The organism is Luteimonas campi (assembly GCF_051162505.1).
Lineage (GTDB): Bacteria > Pseudomonadota > Gammaproteobacteria > Xanthomonadales > Xanthomonadaceae > Luteimonas.
This window is the reverse complement of the sequence record NZ_JBNWEM010000001.1, coordinates 42,505-56,881: the sequence shown is the minus strand read 5'-3', so window position 1 is coordinate 56,881 and position 14,377 is coordinate 42,505. Positions and strand designations below refer to the sequence as shown.

The 14,377-nt window shown below is 70.2% G+C and carries 12 protein-coding genes and 1 tRNA gene; 7 read left to right on the top strand and 6 right to left on the bottom strand.

The features are described from left to right. The first annotated feature begins 3 nt into the window (after window positions 1-3). From ACQYVW_RS00250 to ACQYVW_RS00225, 6 genes are all read left to right on the top strand, one after another. Window positions 4-79 (top strand) — tRNA-Ala (locus tag ACQYVW_RS00250). Window positions 80-771: 692 nt separating this feature from the next. Beyond that, a complete protein-coding gene (locus tag ACQYVW_RS00245; protein WP_434934853.1) occupies window positions 772-1,809 on the top strand; it encodes a patatin-like phospholipase family protein in 1,038 nt (345 codons plus the stop codon). 152 nt (window positions 1,810-1,961) lie between these two features. Beyond that, complete coding sequence (gene nirK / locus ACQYVW_RS00240; protein ID WP_434934854.1) at window positions 1,962-3,131, top strand: copper-containing nitrite reductase; 1,170 nt, start codon at window positions 1,962-1,964, stop codon at window positions 3,129-3,131. A gap of 361 nt (window positions 3,132-3,492) precedes the next feature. Further along, a complete protein-coding gene (locus ACQYVW_RS00235; RefSeq protein ID WP_434934855.1) occupies window positions 3,493-4,392 on the top strand; it encodes a pirin family protein in 900 nt (299 codons plus the stop codon). 52 nt (window positions 4,393-4,444) lie between these two features. After that, window positions 4,445-5,065: a trimeric intracellular cation channel family protein gene (locus ACQYVW_RS00230; RefSeq protein ID WP_434934856.1), complete on the top strand. Its 621-nt coding sequence runs from the start codon at window positions 4,445-4,447 to the stop codon at window positions 5,063-5,065. 124 nt (window positions 5,066-5,189) lie between these two features. Then, window positions 5,190-6,428: a chromate transporter gene (locus tag ACQYVW_RS00225; RefSeq protein WP_434935112.1), complete on the top strand. Its 1,239-nt coding sequence runs from the start codon at window positions 5,190-5,192 to the stop codon at window positions 6,426-6,428. A gap of 13 nt (window positions 6,429-6,441) precedes the next feature. Here the strand turns inward: ACQYVW_RS00225 and ACQYVW_RS00220 are convergent, their stop codons facing one another. From ACQYVW_RS00220 to ACQYVW_RS00205, 4 genes are all read right to left on the bottom strand, one after another. Then, window positions 6,442-6,840, bottom strand: coding sequence for a SirB2 family protein (locus ACQYVW_RS00220; protein ID WP_434935114.1), 399 nt, complete (start codon window positions 6,838-6,840; stop codon window positions 6,442-6,444). An 81-nt stretch (window positions 6,841-6,921) separates the two neighbouring features. Next, entirely contained in the window at window positions 6,922-8,145 is a 1,224-nt protein-coding gene (locus ACQYVW_RS00215) for an NnrS family protein (RefSeq protein WP_434945647.1), read from the bottom strand. Window positions 8,146-8,288: 143 nt separating this feature from the next. After that, window positions 8,289-8,537 carry a DUF6522 family protein gene (locus ACQYVW_RS00210; protein ID WP_434935118.1) on the bottom strand — a complete coding sequence of 83 codons (249 nt, stop codon included), beginning with the start codon at window positions 8,535-8,537 and terminating at the stop codon, window positions 8,289-8,291. 131 nt (window positions 8,538-8,668) lie between these two features. After that, window positions 8,669-10,951 (bottom strand): nitric-oxide reductase large subunit, encoded by a 2,283-nt coding sequence (locus ACQYVW_RS00205; RefSeq protein WP_434945646.1) that lies wholly within the window; start codon window positions 10,949-10,951, stop codon window positions 8,669-8,671. Window positions 10,952-11,415: 464 nt separating this feature from the next. Between ACQYVW_RS00205 and ACQYVW_RS00200 the strand changes: the two genes are divergently transcribed. Beyond that, window positions 11,416-11,859, top strand: coding sequence for a CopD family copper resistance protein (locus ACQYVW_RS00200; protein WP_434935122.1), 444 nt, complete (start codon window positions 11,416-11,418; stop codon window positions 11,857-11,859). Between the two features lie 165 nt (window positions 11,860-12,024). On the opposite strand, the gene ACQYVW_RS00195 is transcribed toward ACQYVW_RS00200, so the two are convergent. Then, the gene (locus ACQYVW_RS00195) at window positions 12,025-12,762 is read right to left on the bottom strand and encodes a helix-turn-helix domain-containing protein (protein ID WP_434935123.1); all 738 of its coding nucleotides are present in this window, start codon (window positions 12,760-12,762) and stop codon (window positions 12,025-12,027) included. 44 nt (window positions 12,763-12,806) lie between these two features. Then, window positions 12,807-14,222, bottom strand: a complete 1,416-nt coding sequence (gene hemN / locus ACQYVW_RS00190) for an oxygen-independent coproporphyrinogen III oxidase (protein ID WP_434945645.1) — start codon at window positions 14,220-14,222, stop codon at window positions 12,807-12,809. Between the last annotated feature and the right edge of the window lie 155 nt (window positions 14,223-14,377).

Sequence of the window (14,377 nt, the reverse complement as noted above, 5' to 3'; positions counted from 1 at the left end):
CGTGGGGCCATAGCTCAGCTGGGAGAGCGCGTCGTTCGCAATGACGAGGTCGGGAGTTCGATCCTCCCTGGCTCCACCAATCGATTCAAGGACAAGGACAAGGCCGGGAAACCGGCCTTTTTCTTTGGTTCTTCTCCCAAGTGAGGGGATGTTGGGCGTCGTTGGAGCGTTCCGATCGGGGCTCCCGACGGACGCCGCGCCCTGCCGGCCGGGGATCGCTCTCCGCTCGGACGGGGCATCCTGCCCCGACTCGCGCGCAGAACATCCCTGTTTTGCTTGCCGCGATCCCCGGCCGGCAGGGCGCGGCTCACCGCTGCTGTTCGTTCGGTGCTCCGGCAGCTGGAAGTGTCCTGCTGATCGAAGCCGCGACAGAGACAGGCCCAGGGCCGTCCCGCTCCGGGGGTGCGGACAGCAGCACATGGATGTGCTGCGGCGGCGAGTGCGGCCATGGATGGCCGCCCAGGCCGGGGAGCAGCCCCCGGAGCGGGGCGGCCTCGGTCCGCAAGCCCCGATCCAACCCATCCCGGTCGCCAGGTTCCCCTCAAATAGGAGAAGAACCTTTTCTTTGCCCGCGCCGCGCCGCGACAGGGCGCCGCCCCGCCAGCGGCCTGCCTGTTGGGCCCGACCCGACGCCAGGCGGACGCGGGGATCGGGGCGCAGGCGCGCCTGCTTCAGCCGGGGACAGGCCGGTGGCCGCTATGCTCGGTCGCTGTCCACGGATGCCGCCATCCAGCGGTTCCGGTCGCTTCGCAACCCACCATCGCTTCGCCCATGTTCCCGATCGCATCCCTGCCCCGCCTGCTTCCTGCCGGCCTGCTGCTGGTGGCGCTGGCCGCCTGCGGCGGCGGCAAGGCTGTCCGCGACGTGGCCGCTGCGCCTGCCGACACGCCCGCAGCGCCGGCGCCGCCCCCGCTGCGGATCGGTCTGGCGCTGGGCGGCGGCGCGGCCAAGGGCTTCGCCCATATCGGTGCGATCAAGATGCTCGAGGCCAATGGCATCCGCGCCCACGTGGTCGCCGGTACCAGCGCCGGCAGCGTGGTCGGCGCCCTGTACGCCAGCGGCATGGATGCGTTCGAGATGCAGCGCCGCGCCGCCGCGCTGGACGAGTCGAGTCTGCGCGATGTGCGCCTGTTCGCCGGCGGGCTGGTGCAGGGCCAGGCGCTGCAGGACTACGTGAACCGCGAGATCGGCGGCAAGCCGATCGAACGGCTGGCCAAACCCTTCGCAGCCGTGGCCACGCGCCTGGACACGGGCGACCGGGTCGTGTTCGTGCGCGGCAATACCGGCCAGGCGGTGCGCGCCTCGAGCAGCGTGCCCGGCGTGTTCGAGCCGACCCGGATCGGCGACCGCAGCTATGTCGACGGTGGCGTGGTCAGTCCGGTGCCGGTGGACGCGGCGCGCCAGCTCGGCGCCGACCTCGTCATCGCCGTGGACATTTCCAGCAAGGCCGGCGGGACCACGCCCACGGCGCTTGCGGGCATCGTCAACCAGTCGATCACGATCATGGGCCAGACCCTGGGCCGGCAGGAGCTGGCGCGCGCTGACGCCGTGATCCGGCCGCAGGTCAACGACATCGGCCCGGTGAGTTTCGAGCAGCGCAATGCCGCGATCCTCGAGGGCGAGCGCGCCGCGTTGGCGGCACTGCCGGCGATCCGCGAGCGCATCGCCGCTGCCGAACGGGCGCGCCGCGACGAAGCCAGCCGTCGCAGGGCCGAAGCCGAAGCGGCGCGCACGCCCACCGACATCGACTGCGGCGACAGCTGGGTGCGCCGTCTCAACCCGTTCGCGAAGGACCGCCCCTGCGGTTGAGCCGGCCGCGCGCTTGATCCATGTCAAGCCGTGGACAGTTGGGTGCGGAAAACTTCCGTACGCAGGCGTGCGGTTGATTTCAATCAAATGCAGGAGGGCGCCCCGCGCCCACGATATCCCCGAACCCAACGTGGATATCGAGGAACCTCCTCATGAAACTGCTGCACACGAGTCTTCTTGCTTCGGCCCTTGTCCTGGCGATCGGTGCCGGCGCCTCCACTCCGGTCCACGCGGTCGACGCGCTGGAGCTGGTGAACGCGACGCTCGATGAGGCGTCGGACCTCGCATCCCTGCCCCGCCAGCAGGTCACCCTGCTGCGCCCGCCGTTCGTGCATGAGCACGACCAGGTCGCCAAGGGCGGTCCCAAGGTGGTGCAGTTCACCCTGCCCATCGTCGAGAAGGAAATCGTCATCGACGGCGAAGGCACCAGGATGCACGCGATGACCTTCGGCGGCTCGATCCCCGGCCCGCTGATGGTGGTGCACGAGGGCGACTACGTCGAGGTGACGCTGGTGAATCCGGCCACCAACACGATGCCGCACAACATCGACTTCCACGCGGCCACCGGCGCGCTGGGCGGCGGCGACCTGACGGTGATCCAGCCGGGCGAGGAAGTGACCCTGCGCTGGAAGGCCACGCGCGCCGGCACCTTCGTCTACCACTGCGCTCCCGGCGGCCCGATGACGCCCTGGCACGTGGTGGCCGGCATGCACGGCACGATCATGGTGCTGCCACGCGAAGGCCTGACCGACGGCAACGGCAAGTCCCTGAAGTACGACCGCGCCTACTACATCGGCGAGACCGAGTTCTACATCCCGCGCGATGCAGACGGCAAGTTCAAGGCCTACGGCTCGCACGCCGAATCCTTGCCCGACACCCTCGAGGCGATGCGCAGCCTCACCCCCTCGCACGTGGTGTTCAACGGCGCAGTGGGCGCCCTGGCCGGGGAGAACGCGATGACCTCGAAGGTCGGCGAGACGGTGCTGCTGGTGCACTCGCAGGCCAACCGCGATACGCGCCCGCACCTGATCGGCGGCCACGGCGACTACGTCTGGGAAGAAGGCAAGTTCGCCAATGCCCCGCTCAAGGACCTGGAGACCTGGTTCATCCGCGGTGGATCGGCAGGCGCGGCGCTCTACACCTTCCACCAGCCGGGCCTGCACGTGTATCTCAACCACAACCTGATCGAGGCGGTCCTGCTCGGCGCGGCGGCGCACATCAAGGTCGAAGGCGACAAGTGGAACCACGACCTGATGACCACGCCCTCGCCGGTCGGCCCGATCAAGCCCGACACCGACCTCTCGCTTCCGGTCGGCAAGTAAGACGGCGAATTACGGCGCACTCCCCTTCGCCGTCAGGCCACCCCCGGTTCGCCGGGGGTGGCCTTTTTTCTGGGCTTTCTCCCAATCGGGCGGTCAGCGCACCCGGCCGGCGGCGCGCGCGCCCGCCGTCCAGATCGAATGTCGTCCTGCAATCGGGGCACGATTCCGTTCGTGCCGCCGGGACCACCGGTCGACGCAGACGCCTGTTGTGGCCACGCCCGGCATTCGCGTGGTCCCGCCGGCCGGACCGGCAAAACATGCACGCGGCGGAAACCAGTGTCCTGCCCGGAATTCCCCGCTGCCCGCGCTCCAGCTGCGATGATGTCGCCTCCCGCATCAGCGAACGGCAGGAGCCAGGCGCATGATCGAACTCCTCATCCACCAGCGCTCCCGCGACCTGGGCAGCTTCGAGGTCGGAAGGGTGCTGCCCTTCGCGCGGCGGCGCATGGTCGGCCCGTACATCTTCTTCGACCGCATGGGCCCCAAGCTGGTCGAACCCGGACTGCCGCGCGAGGCCGACGTGCGCCCGCATCCGCATATCGGCCTGTCCACCATCACCTACCTGTTCGACGGTGAGATCATGCATCGCGACAGCGTCGGCTCGGAGCAGGCGGTACGCCCGGGCGAGGTCAACTGGATGACGGCTGGCCGCGGCATCACCCATTCCGAGCGCTTCGAGCGCCTGCGCGCGCAAGGCGGCCCGATGGATGGCATCCAGGCCTGGGTGGCCCTGCCCGTGGAGCGCGAGGAAACCGATCCGGGCTTCTGGCATTACCCCGCGGACGCCCTGCCCGCATTCGAGGAGGACGGCGTTGCGGGCCGCCTGATCGCCGGTCGGCTGGCCGGCCTGGAATCGCCGGTGCGCGTGGACTCGCCCCAGTTCTACCTGCACTGGCAGTTGCGCGCGGGCGCGCGGGCTTCGCTGCCGCCCGACTATCCCGAGCGCGCCCTCTACGTCGCCCGTGGTGCCGTCGCGATCGCCGGCCAGCGGGTGGACGCCGGCACCATGGCGGTGCTGCTGCCCGGCGATGCGGTCACGATCGAAGCACTCGACGATGCGGTGCTGATGGCGCTGGGCGGCGAGCCGGTCGGCCCCCGCTACATCGACTGGAACTTCGTCTCGTCCTCGAAGGAGCGCATCGACCAGGCGCGTGCCGATTACGCGGCGGGGCGCATGAAGCTTCCCGACCTGGACGATGGCGAGTTCATCCCGCTGCCGCCGCCGCTCGCCGGCAAGCGCGATCCGGAACCGATGTCATGACATCAGCCGCTCCAGCGATCTCCAGCGCTCTTCCGTGTCCGCTGCGCACGCCATGACCTCGACCTTCGTCGCGCTGATCGATTTTCTCGGCACCTTCGCCTTCGCGATCAGCGGCGGGCTGGTGGCCGTGCGCCACCGGCTGGATCTGTTCGGCGTGCTGGTGCTGTCGTTCGCGGCGGCCACCGCAGGCGGCATCATCCGCGACGTGCTGCTGGGCCTGGTGCCCGCCTCGGTGGTGGACTGGCGTTATCTCGCGGTGTCGGTGGCCGCCGGCCTGGTCACCTTCTGGTGGCACGACACGGTCGAGCGGCTGCGCAATCCGGTGCAGATCTCCGATGCGATCGGCCTGTCGCTGTTCGCGGTGCTCGGTGCAGGCAAGGCCCTGGCCGCCGGCCTGGGGCCCACCGGCGCGGTGATGCTCGGCATCCTTTCGGGCGTGGGCGGCGGCATCGTCCGCGACGTGCTGGTCGCCACGATCCCCGGCGTGCTGCAGCGCGAGCTCTACGCGGTCGCGGCCTTCGTTGGCGCCCTGGTGGTCGTGCTCGGACACCTGTTCTCGCTGCCGGCCGCGCCGGTGGCGGTGGCGGGCGCGGTGGCTTGCTTCGTACTGCGCTGGCTTGCGATCCGTCGCGGCTGGCGGCTGCCGCAACCGCGCGGCCGCGGCCCGGCGTGAGCTGCACGGCGCCCCGCCCCGCTGCGTGCCGCTCGCTGGCAGGCGACGCCGGCCAGGCGGCGGCGGCTGGCGGGTCCTCGCCAGGCCGGGTCCGCGGCGCGCAGCGCACCCGGCCCGGATGACCATGCCGCCGTCGACCAGGGACGCTTCCCCGGAAACCGCGGCGGGAGGATCGGCGGGGGAGGTATTCGCCACCTTCCTGCGGCTGGGCCTGACCTCGTTCGGTGGGCCGATCGCGCATCTGGGCTATCTGCGGCGCGAGTGCGTGGTCCGCCGTGGCTGGCTGGGCGATGCGCGTTTCGCCCAGCTCGTCGCGCTGTGCCAGTTGCTGCCGGGGCCGGCCAGCAGCCAGCTCGGGTTCGCGCTCGGCCTGCTGCGTGCGGGCTGGCGCGGCGGCCTTGCCGCCTTCGTCGCCTTCACCCTGCCCTCTGCGCTGGTCATGGCTGGATTCGCGACGCTGCTGCCGACACTGGCGCACCAGCGCTGGCTGCCGCCCGCCATGCACGGACTGAAGCTGCTGGCCGTGGCGGTGGTCGCCCATGGCCTGGCCGGCATGGCGCGGCGGCTCACGCCCGACCTGCGCCGGGTCGGGATCGCGATCGCGGCCGCGACGCTGGTCCTCGCGCTTCCCGGCGGGCTCTGGCCGCAGCTGGCCGCGATCGCCTTCGGAGCTGCGGCAGGGCTGGTCCTGTTCCGCGCCGGCGACGCGGCCGAGGTCCGGTGGCCCACGCCCGCGGGGCGATGCAGCCAGGCCATGTCGTGGCTGCTGCTGGCCGCGTGGCTGGGGCTGCTCGTGCTGGCGCTTCTGTGGCCGCCCGGCGCGACGCCGGACGCGGCCTCGGTGTTCGCGGCGTTCTATCGCGCCGGATCGCTCGTGTTCGGCGGTGGGCACGTCGTGCTGCCGCTGCTGCACGAGGCGGTGGTCGAACCGGGCTGGGTGGATGCCGACACGTTCCTGGCCGGATACGGCGCTAGCCAGGCCGTGCCCGGACCTATGTTCAGCATCGCCACCTTCCTCGGCGCGAGCCTGCCCGGTGGACTGGCAGGCGGCGCGGGCGCGGTGCTCGCGCTGTGCGCGATCTTCCTGCCGGGCCTGCTGCTGGTAGCGGCCCTGCTGCCGCTGCAGGCGCGCTTTTCCGGCGCCGCTTCCGCCAGGCGCGCGATCTCGGGCGTGAACGCGGCCGTGGTCGGTGTGCTGGCCGCGGCGCTGTACGACCCGCTATGGCGCGAAGGCATCCGCGACCTGCCCGACCTGCTGCTGGCCGCTATCGCGCTCGCGCTGCTCGCGAGCGGCCGGGTGCCGGTTCTGCTGGTGGTGCTGTGGTGCGCGCTCGCGTCGCTGGGGGTCGCGGCGCTGCGCTAGCCGACGGCGGCCGTCACCCCAGCAGGGAGAGCGCGCCCAACGGATGGTGGGTGCGGGCGATGAAGTACACCTGCGCGAACACCAGCAGCGCCGCCACATAGCAGGCCGCGCGCACGCCGCGGCTGCGGCCGCGACGCAGGGCGAACACGCCCAGCACCACGTAAGCCACGATCAGCGCCACCTTCACCGCCAGCCAGCCATTGGCGTAAAGGCCGGCCGGCAGGATGGTCAGCAGCATCAGCGCGGCGGTCAGCAGCGCGGTGTCGATCGCATAGCTCACATAGCGCACCGGCGCGGCGTTGGGCCAGCGTGCACCCAGGAGCAGCAGCAGTCCACGCAACGCGAACAGCCCGCCGCTGAGCAGGGCGAAGCCGATGTGGGCATGCTTGATCTGGGGGTAGAACTCGATCATCCGGAACCTCGGAACACAGTCGTCGACGAAAAGCGCGCGCAAGGATAAGCGCAGGCGCGGTGCGCCGGGTGGGGGCCAGGCTCAGCCGGGCTTGCCGTCGGCGCGCGGCGACAGGTAGACCCTGCCGATGCGCAGCACCCAGGGCGAGAGCGCCAGCAACCAGCCCAGGGCCGAGAGCGCCTGCCAGGCCAGCATGTCGGGCAGCAGTTCCGCGGCGATGCGCATCGCCGCCACCAGCTGGATGCCGACGAAGGCGAGCCAGGCCAGGCCATACATCTTCAGCGGCCGCCCGGAATGGCCCTCGGTGACGCGGCTGACCATCGCCACCAGCACGCTGCCGAACAGGCCGATGAACAGCGCATGCGCCGGTGCGCGGCCCAGCGCGACCACGCCCGACTGCAGGTACACCAGGCTCTGCAGCGAGAACAGCGCGAAGGTGGCCGGCCACCACAGCAGCCCCAGGAACAGCACCCGCAGCAGCCCCGGCGCCGCGGCGCGTGGCCACCAGCGCCACAGTGCATACAGCGACAGGCCCAACGCCGGCAGGTCCACCAGCCACAGCCAGGCGTAGGCATGCGCCAGCTCCAGGGCCAGGTGCGCGATCGCCAGCGCCCAGATCGCCGCCAGCAGCCACATCGGCCGCCAGGCGACGTAGCCGGGCACGACGTTGCCGGCGAAGAACGGGAACATGCGGTGCGCCACCGTGAGGTACACCGGCAGCAGCAGGCCGAACGTGCCGAGCTTGATCGACACGAACACCCACCACGGCGAGCCGGTGAGCAGGAATGCGCCGAAGCACAGCACGCCCACCAGCCCCAGCAGCATCGCGGCCAGGCACGAACGCGCGTGCCAGGTGGTGCCGCGCTCGGACAGCAGCAGCCGGGCCAGGATCCACACCCCCGCCCCCCAGCCCGCCAGGGTCATGAACAGGCCCACGACCAGCGCGACCTCCAGACCCAGCGCGCCCAGCAGCATCGCCGCCTGCCCGCCGAACATGCCCACGCCCACCGGCACATAGCGCCAGCGCGGGATGTCGGGCAGGCCGAGCCAGCGCGGGAACACGGTCAGCAGGAAGCCGAAGAAGAAGCTGGGCAGCACCTGGTACTGCATCACGAAGGCGTGCAGCCAGCCGGGGAACGTTGCCGCCTGCGGCACCTGCAGCAGGCCTGGCCAGCGCTGGGCGGCCAGCCACGCGGCCCACCAGGCCATCGCCAGCAGCAGGTTGCCGGCCCCGATGAAGAACATCAGCCGGTGCGGCGCCGCGGCCAGCAGGCCGGGCGAAGGTACGGAAGCGGTCCTGGTCATGCAGGCTATCCTAGTCAAAGCACGCCATCGCGACGTTGACCCAGGTCAAGCCGGGCCGGATCGGCATCGGACGTCACTGGCATGCCAGCCGCCAGCGCCTGCGGGCCCGCTGCGCCGGCCGGCGGCAGCCGCGGCGGCAGCCGCTACGGGCCAGTGATCGGCGTGCCGCTGGCGTCGACCACCAGCCGCGCGCGGCGGTCGCCGTAATAGAAGCTCGCGCGGTACAGCCCTTCGTCCTCGCCCGTGCCGCGTTCGCACAGTACCGAGATCCGGCGCTCCGCCATCAGCCGGCGGAACTCGCCAGGTTCCATGTCCAGCGCGGCTGCCACGAGCGCGCCGTCGATCTCGATCTGCGGGTTGAGCGCGATCCCGATGCGCTTTCCTGTTTCCATGCCTGCTCCATCCGATCGTTCCATCGCGCGCGGTCCGGCGCGCCCTTGTCCCATCAGGGTCCTGCAACGCGCAGGGCCCGGTGCTCCGCCGAGGAACACCGGGCCTGCGCGTCACGCGGTGACGGCCGGCGTCAGCCGCGCGCCTCCACCACCTTGGCTGCGACCGGCAACGCCTCGCGACGTGGCGCGATCCACAGCCGCAGCATGAACCAGGCCAGCGCCAGCGCGCCGACGCTGAAGATCGTGTCGCCCGGCACCCGCATCCACACCAGCATGTCGATCAGCGGCTGCTGCATGAACTCCGCCGAGCGCGCGTACCAGTACCCGTGCTCGAGCGCGGCGACCAGCTGCATCACGCCGATCGGCAGCAGGGTCAGCAGGGCCATCAGCGCCAGGCCGATGTTGAACGACCAGAACGAGACCTTCAGCGCCCGGTCGTCCCAGGCCACGTCCGGCTTCAGGCCGCGCAGGCAGAACAGCATCAGGCCGACGCCGAGCATGCCGTACACGCCGAACAGCGCCGTGTGCCCGTGCAGCGGAGTCAGGTTGAGGCCCTGCATGTAGTACAGCGGCAGCGGCGGGTTGATCAGGAAGCCGAACAGGCCGGCGCCGACGAGGTTCCAGAACGCGACCGCGATGAAGAACATGATCGGCCAGCGGTACTTCTCCATCCACGGCGTGGCCTTGCCCAGCTTGTAGCTGTGGTAGGCCTCGAAGCCCACATAGGCCAGCGGCACCACTTCCAGCGCCGAGAAGCTCGCGCCGATCGCGATCACCGCCGTGGGCGTGCCGGTGAAGTACAGGTGGTGCAGCGTGCCGAGCACGCCGCCAGCCATGAACACGATGGTGGCGAACAGCACCGCGATCGTCGCCGACTTCACCTGCAGCAGGCCCAGGCGGGTGAACAGGAAGGCGATCACCGCCACCGCGAACACCTCGAAGAAGCCCTCCACCCACAGGTGCACCACCCACCAGCGCCAGTACTCGACCATCGACAGGTGGGTGTGCTCGCCCCACATCAGGCCGGCGGCGTAGAAGATGCCGATCGCCACCACCGACAGGAACAGCAGGCTGACGATCGACCGCGATTCGCCGCCGTGCCGGATCGCCGGCCACAGCGCGCGGCCCACCAGGGTCAGCCACAGCATCAGGCCCACGAACAGGAACCACTGCCAGAAGCGGCCGATGTCGACGTATTCCCAGCCCTGGTGGCCGAACCAGAAGTTCTTCGCCAGCCCGAGCTTCTGCATCACCGCGAACCACTGCCCGGCGAACGAACCGACCACGATCACGATCAGGCAGATCCACAGGAAGTTGACGCCCAGCCGCTGGAAGCGCGGTTCATGCCCGGAGATCGCCGGGCCGATGTACAGGCCCATGCCCAGCCACGCGGTCGCGATCCACAGCACCGCCAGCTGCGTGTGCCAGGTGCGCGTGAGCGAGTACGGCAGGATTTCCGACAGCGCGAAGCCGTAGGCTTCCTGGCCTTCGACCTGGTAGTGCGCGGTGGTCGCGCCCAGCAGGATCTGCACCAGGAACAGCGCCATCACCACCCAGAAGTACTTGGCGGTGGCGCGCATCGACGGCGTGACCTTGATGCCGGCCAGCGGGTCGGACTTGGGCAGCACCGGCGCCATCTCGTCGCCATGGCTCACCGCGTAGTGCCAGCCGAGCAGGCCGACGCCGGCGATCAGGAACAGCACGCTGAACACCGTCCACAGGAACGCGCTCGGCGGTGGCGTGTTGCCGACCAGCTCGTCCGCCGGCCAGTTGGCAGTGTAGCTGATCTCCTGGCCGGGGCGCTCGGTCACCTGCGACCAGGACACCCACCAGAAGAACGCGGTCATGGCCTCGCGATGCGCCGCCTCGCCCACCGTGTCGTTGCGCATGGCGTAGGCTTCGCGTAGCGCCGCGGTTTCCGGCTCGTTGCCGAACAGGCTGGTGTAGTGCGTGGCCACCTGCCGGATCGCCGCGACGCGGTCGGCGTCGAGGGTGATCGTCTGGCTGGCCTCGTCCCAGGTGTTGGGGCGCAGCAGCGCCTGCAGGCGCGCGCCGTACGCGGCCTGCGTGGCCGCGTCGAGCGACTTGTGGCTGTCCGCGCCGTGTTCGCGCGCGGCCCAGATGTCGAGGATGGCCTCGGCCTCGCGATGCATCCAGTCCGCGCCCCAGTCGGGCGCGACGTAGGCGCCGTGGCCCCAGATCGAGCCCAGCTGCTGGCCGCCGATCGACTGCCAGACCTGGCGGCCCTTCTCGATGTCGGCGCGGGTGTAGACCACGCTGCCGTCGGTGGAGACCACCTGCTCCGGCATCGGGGGCGCCTGGCGGTGGACTTCGCTGCCCACCCATAGCAGTACGGCGAATGAACTGATCAACAGGATCGCCAGTCCTGTCCAGAGTTTGCGTGTCGAATCCATGGTGCGAAAGCCTCTTGCGGGGTCCGCGGCATCGTCTTGCTATGGCCCCGGGCGCACCTTGACCTGCGTCAAGCGCGCGCGAATGCCAATGGTCACGCGGATTGCTCATGCAGCCCGGCCGCGCCCTGAGCGGGCCTGCGGCGCGACGGCCGCGCGTCGACACGCACGCATGCCGGCGGGAACAGCGCCCATGTCGGACCGGGCCAGGACGCCATGTCGATGGCCCGGTCGCAGCGGCAATGCTGAAGCCGGGCGCCCGTCTTCCGCCGGCGGAAGATGGGTCAGGCGACCTCGATGCGATTCACGATGCGCCGGCAGGCGAAGCAGGACGCCGCACGCACCTTCGGTTGGCGGCGATGAACGTCCGCGCGACCTGCCCGCCATCCATCCCGGCAGAGGACGCGCAGGGCCTGCGGTTGATCCATGTCAGCGCGACCGGGCCCGGTCGGGCGCAACCTGCACGCATGCCGCCGTACCCTGCCCTGCTGGTGCTGCACCTGCTCGCCGCGCTGCTGTTCGTCGGCACCGTGTTCTTCGAGGTGCTGATCCTGGAACGGGTGCGCCGGTACGTGCCGAAGAACGCGATGCACCTGGTGGAGGGGGGAATCGGGCGGGTGGCGCGCCGGATCATGCCCTGGGTGCTGCTGGTGCTGTACGGCAGTGGCGCAGGCATGGCCTGGCGCTACCGGGACGCGCTGGCGCAGCCGTTCTCGAGCGGATTCGCGATGATGTTGACGGTGAAGATCGCGCTGGCCCTGGGCGTGGCCGGACACTTCGCCTACGCGATGCTGCAGCTGCGCCGTGGCCGCCTGCGCGGCAGCCTGTCGCGACGCCTGCACCTGAGCCTGTTCTGGCACATGGTCGGCATCGTGGTGCTGGCCAAGGCGATGTTCCACCTCGGCTGGTGAGTGCCGCGACCCTGCGCCGGCGGGGTCCGCGGGTCGCGAACCGGCCAGGCGGCGCCGGCGCACTGCTCCAGCATCCAGACGAGGTGGCCCGTTACGGATGCAAGTCCAGCGACGCCTCCAGGACGGGGACCCGGCCCGGCCGACGATGCCGGCCGCTGCGCCGCCTCAGTCGCGCAGCACGTGGTGCGCCAGTTCGTCCAGCACCTCGGGCTGGAGGATCTCCATGTCGCGCCGGTCCACCTTGAGCACGCCCTCGTCCTGCAGCCGGCGCAGCACGCGGCTCACCGTTTCCGGCGCCAGGCGCAGGTAGTTGGCGATATCGGTGCGGGCCATGGTCAGGCGCATGCGGTACGGCGAGAAACCGCGCTCGGCGAAGCGCCGCGAGAGCATCACGATGAAGGCCGCCAGGCGCTCGTCGGCGGTGAAGTTGCCGGCCAGCACCGATGCCTTGCCGATGTCCTGGCTGAGCAGGTTGAACAGGTGCCGCTGCAGGCCCGGCATGCGTCCGGCCAGGGTGGCCATCATCGGGAACGAGAACCGGCACAGCATCACCGTATCGAGCGCCACCGCATTGCAGGGATAGCGCGAGGCGTGGATGGCGTTGAGACCGATCACCTCGCCAGGCAGGAAGAAGCCCAGCACCTGCTCGCGCCCGCTGGCGTCGTTGACGTAGGTCTTGACCGTGCCGGCGCGCACCGCGGCGATGGCGTTGAAGGGATCGCCTTCGCGGAAGATGTGGTCGCCCTCGCGGAACGGGCCGACGTGCTCGACCAGCACGTGCAGGTCGCGCAGCACGCTCTTGTCGTAACCCTCCGACAGGCAGGCCTGGGAGAAGGCACAGGTGCTGCAGAAGGTGAAATCGTCGCCATCGTCGGCGATCGGCGTGCCGCCCAGCACCTTCATCGGTTGTTCCTGCACGCTGCCGCCCCGTCGTTGCCCAATGGCTCTCAGATGGCCTTCGAGTAGCGCACTCCTTCCGGCTGCGCACCGAGGTACCGGTCGAAACACATGGCAATGATACGCAACAGGGCGCGGCCGCGGGGCGTGGCCCGGATCCAGCCCGGGGGGCACTGCACCAGGCCGTCGTCCTGCAGCGGCTTCAGCGCGGCCAGCGCATCGCTGAAATACGCGCCGAACGAGATGCCGTAGGTCTTCTCGACCTTGCGCACGTCGATCTCGCCCTGGCACATCAGCTGCTGGATCAGGTCGGCGCGCAGCACGTCGTCGTTGCCCAGCATCAGCCCGCGCCAGATCGGCAGCCTGCCCTGGTCCACCGCAGCCTCCCAGCTCGGCAGGTCGCGGTGGTTCTGGGTGAAGCTGTCGCCGACGTGGCTGATCGCGCTGACCCCGAAGCCCACCAGGTCGGTCTGCGCATGGGTGGTATAGCCCATGAAGTTGCGGTGCAGCCCGCCCTCGCGCTGGGCGCGGGCCAGTTCGTCGCCGGGCAGGGCGAAATGGTCCATGCCGATGTATTCGTAGCCGGCGTCCCCCAGCCGTTGCACGGCCAGTTCCAGCAGGGCCAGCTTGCCCTCGGGGCTGGGCAGATCGGCGTCCTCGATCTGGCGCTGGGCCTTGAACAGGCGCGGCATGTGGGCATAGCCGTAGATCGCCAGCCGGTCGGGGCGCGCGTCGATCACGGTGTCGAGGGTGCGGCCGAAGCCCTCCAGGGTCTGCTTGGGCAGGCCATAGATGAGATCGACGTTGACCGAGCGCATGCCGAAGCGCCGGCAGGCGTCGATGATCGCCAGGGTCTCGTCGATGCCCTGCACGCGATTGATCGCCTTCTGCACCTCGGGGTCGAAATCCTGCACGCCCAGGCTGGTGCGGTTGAAGCCGATCGCGGACAGCAGTTCGATGTCGTCGGGGGTGACGAAGCGCGGATCGAGCTCGATGGAGAAATCACGGTCCGCGGCATGGCTGAAGCTGAAATGGCGGCCCAGGCTGCCGACCAGCTCGCCCAGCAGTTCGGGCGTCAGGAAGTTCGGCGTGCCGCCGCCCAGGTGCAGCTGCACCACCTCGCGGTCGCGGTCGAACAGCGGCGCGACCGTCGCGATCTCGCGCTGCAGGCGATCGAGGTAGATCCGGCCGCGCGCCACGTCGCGGGTGATGATCCGGTTGCAGCCGCAGTAGAAGCACGGGCTCTGGCAGTACGGGATGTGCACGTACAGCGAGAGTTGACGCGGGATCGGATCCTGGTTGCTGCGTCGCGCCAGGTCCCGGAAGTCGTCCTCGCCGAAGCCTTCGGCGAAGTGCGGCGCGGTCGGATAGGAGGTGTAGCGCGGCCCGGGACGGTCGTAGCGGCGCAGCAGTTCCGCGTCGAAACGCCAGGTCCTTGCCGGATCGATGGGGGAGATGGTCTGCATGGGAAGGCAGTTTCCGCAGTTTCGGCGCGGGCGCCTTGACCCGGATCAAGCCGGCTGCGTGAAGGTGGGCAATTTGTCCACCGGCGCGCGGCGTGCGGCGGGCGGACACCCGGTCGCGGCTGGGGGATAATGATCCCCGACTCCGTCCCCGACCT

Coding starts and splice junctions, on each gene's coding strand:
- ACQYVW_RS00245 (WP_434934853.1), top strand. CDS start 772: ATGTTCCCGATCGCATCCCTGCCCCGCCTGCTTCCTGCCGGCCTGCTG.
- nirK (WP_434934854.1), top strand. CDS start 1,962: ATGAAACTGCTGCACACGAGTCTTCTTGCTTCGGCCCTTGTCCTGGCG.
- ACQYVW_RS00235 (WP_434934855.1), top strand. CDS start 3,493: ATGATCGAACTCCTCATCCACCAGCGCTCCCGCGACCTGGGCAGCTTC.
- ACQYVW_RS00230 (WP_434934856.1), top strand. CDS start 4,445: ATGACCTCGACCTTCGTCGCGCTGATCGATTTTCTCGGCACCTTCGCC.
- ACQYVW_RS00225 (WP_434935112.1), top strand. CDS start 5,190: ATGCCGCCGTCGACCAGGGACGCTTCCCCGGAAACCGCGGCGGGAGGA.
- ACQYVW_RS00220 (WP_434935114.1), bottom strand. CDS start 6,840: ATGATCGAGTTCTACCCCCAGATCAAGCATGCCCACATCGGCTTCGCC.
- ACQYVW_RS00215 (WP_434945647.1), bottom strand. CDS start 8,145: ATGACCAGGACCGCTTCCGTACCTTCGCCCGGCCTGCTGGCCGCGGCG.
- ACQYVW_RS00210 (WP_434935118.1), bottom strand. CDS start 8,537: ATGGAAACAGGAAAGCGCATCGGGATCGCGCTCAACCCGCAGATCGAG.
- ACQYVW_RS00205 (WP_434945646.1), bottom strand. CDS start 10,951: ATGGATTCGACACGCAAACTCTGGACAGGACTGGCGATCCTGTTGATC.
- ACQYVW_RS00200 (WP_434935122.1), top strand. CDS start 11,416: ATGCCGCCGTACCCTGCCCTGCTGGTGCTGCACCTGCTCGCCGCGCTG.
- ACQYVW_RS00195 (WP_434935123.1), bottom strand. CDS start 12,762: ATGAAGGTGCTGGGCGGCACGCCGATCGCCGACGATGGCGACGATTTC.
- hemN (WP_434945645.1), bottom strand. CDS start 14,222: ATGCAGACCATCTCCCCCATCGATCCGGCAAGGACCTGGCGTTTCGAC.